Genomic DNA, 2,543 nt, shown 5'->3' with positions numbered 1-2,543 from the left:
ATTAGATGCTTGGCGATGACCTACTCTCACATGGGGAGACCCCACACTACCATCGGCGATGCCACGTTTCACTGCTGAGTTCGGGATGGGATCAGGTGGTTCCACGGCTCTATGGTCGCCAAGCAAAACTGGTAACAATCAGGATCTGTACGTTTTTTGCAGTCTCATACCGGACAAGCGTTCATCCAGTCTTCAGTAAGTCTTACAGTCATCTTTTACGTGCCTCTGCTGGCACCCACCAAACGCCTTGGGCGTTATATGGTCAAGCCTCACGAGCAATTAGTACTGGTTAGCTCAACGCCTCACAGCGCTTCCACACCCAGCCTATCAACGTCCTGGTCTTGAACGGCTCTTTAGGGGAATCGAGTTCCCGGTGAGACCTTATCTTGAAGGAGGCTTCCCGCTTAGATGCTTTCAGCGGTTATCCCGTCCGAACGTAGCTACCCGGCAATGCGATTGGCATCACAACCGGTACACCAGAGGTTCGTCCACTCCGGTCCTCTCGTACTAGGAGCAGCTCTTCTCAAGTCTCAAACGTCCACGGCAGATAGGGACCGAACTGTCTCACGACGTTCTAAACCCAGCTCGCGTACCACTTTAAATGGCGAACAGCCATACCCTTGGGACCGGCTTCAGCCCCAGGATGTGATGAGCCGACATCGAGGTGCCAAACACCGCCGTCGATGTGAACTCTTGGGCGGTATCAGCCTGTTATCCCCGGAGTACCTTTTATCCGTTGAGCGATGGCCCTTCCATACAGAACCACCGGATCACTAGAACCTACTTTCGTACCTGCTCGACGTGTCTGTCTCGCAGTCAAGCACCCTTCTACTCTTACGCTCAATGCATGATTTCCGACCATGCTGAGGGTACCTTCGTGCTCCTCCGTTACTCTTTGGGAGGAGACCGCCCCAGTCAAACTACCCACCACACAATGTCCCCGATCCGGATCACGGACCTGGGTTAGAACCTCAACATTACCAGGCTGGTATTTCAAGATTGGCTCCACCTGAACTGGCGTCCAGGTTTCAAAGCCTCCCAGCTATCCTACACAAGTAATGTCAAAGTCCACTGTGAAGCTGTAGTAAAGGTTCACGGGGTCTTTCCGTCTAGCCGCGGATACACTGCATCTTAACAGCGATTTCAATTTCACTGAGTCTCGGGTGGAGACAGTGTGGCCATCGTTACGCCATTCGTGCAGGTCGGAACTTACCCGACAAGGAATTTCGCTACCTTAGGACCGTTATAGTTACGGCCGCCGTTTACCGGGGCTTCGATCAAGAGCTTCGCCTAAGCTAACCCCATCAATTAACCTTCCGGCACCGGGCAGGCGTCACACCCTATACGTCCACTTTCGTGTTTGCAGAGTGCTGTGTTTTTAATAAACAGTCGCAGCCACCTGGTATCTTCGACCGCCAACAGCTTAGGAAGTAAATTCCATCACCGTCAGCGGCGTGCCTTCTCCCGAAGTTACGGCACCATTTTGCCTAGTTCCTTCACCCGAGTTCTCTCAAGCGCCTTGGTATTCTCTACCTGACCACCTGTGTCGGTTTGGGGTACGGTCAACTGTAACCTGAAGCTTAGAGGCTTTTCCTGGAAGCAGGGCATCAACCACTTCGACTCTAAAAGAGTCTCGTCATCGGTTCTCAGTCTTAAGGACCCGGATTTGCCTAAGTCCTCAACCTACAACCTTAAACGCGGACAACCAACGCCGCGCTGGCCTAGCCTTCTCCGTCCCCCCATCGCAGTTACAGCCGGTACGGGAATATTAACCCGTTTCCCATCGACTACGCTTTTCAGCCTCGCCTTAGGGGCCGACTCACCCTACCCTGATTAGCATTGGATAGGAACCCTTGGTCTTCCGGCGTGCGGGTTTTTCACCCGCATTATCGTTACTCATGTCAGCATTCGCACTTCTGATACCTCCAGGGTGCCTGACAGCTTCCCCTTCAACGGCTTACAGAACGCTCCTCTACCATGCCACAAAGTGGCATCCGCAGCTTCGGTGTCATGCTTGAGCCCCGTTATATCTTCCGCGCGGGCCGACTCGACTAGTGAGCTATTACGCTTTCTTTAAAGGGTGGCTGCTTCTAAGCCAACCTCCTAGCTGTCTGAGCCTTCCCACATCGTTTCCCACTTAGCATGAACTTTGGGACCTTAGCTGGCGGTCTGGGTTGTTTCCCTTTCCACGACGGACGTTAGCACCCGCCGTGTGTCTCCCGTGATTGCACTCATTGGTATTCGGAGTTTGCATCGGGTTGGTAAGCCGGGATGGCCCCCTAGCCGAAACAGTGCTCTACCCCCAATGGTGAGACACGAGGCGCTACCTAAATAGCTTTCGAGGAGAACCAGCTATCTCCGAGCTTGATTAGCCTTTCACTCCTATCCACAAGTCATCCGCTGGCTTTTCAACGACAGTCGGTTCGGTCCTCCAGTTGATGTTACTCAACCTTCAACCTGCCCATGGATAGATCGCCCGGTTTCGGGTCTACTCCCAGCAACTATGCGCCCTATTAAGACTCGGTTTCCCTACGGCTCCCCTA

The 2,543-nt window shown here is 53.3% G+C and carries 1 rRNA gene and 1 other annotated feature (1 of these 2 only partly in view); the gene reads right to left on the bottom strand.

Annotated elements, in window-relative coordinates:
- Window positions 1-7: 7 nt before the first annotated feature.
- A 5S ribosomal RNA gene (gene rrf / locus K6T12_RS21180) occupies window positions 8-123 on the bottom strand.
- 135 nt (window positions 124-258) lie between these two features.
- Window positions 259-2,543: a sequence feature (most likely nonfunctional fraction of RNA operon), on the bottom strand; it runs 1,686 nt beyond the window's last position.

The sequence above is a fragment of the Marinobacterium arenosum genome (assembly GCF_019795155.1).
In the GTDB taxonomy this organism is placed as follows: domain Bacteria; phylum Pseudomonadota; class Gammaproteobacteria; order Pseudomonadales; family Balneatricaceae; genus Marinobacterium_C; species Marinobacterium_C arenosum.
The sequence above is the reverse complement of the archived record's forward strand: the minus strand, read 5'-3'. Positions and strand labels throughout refer to the sequence as shown.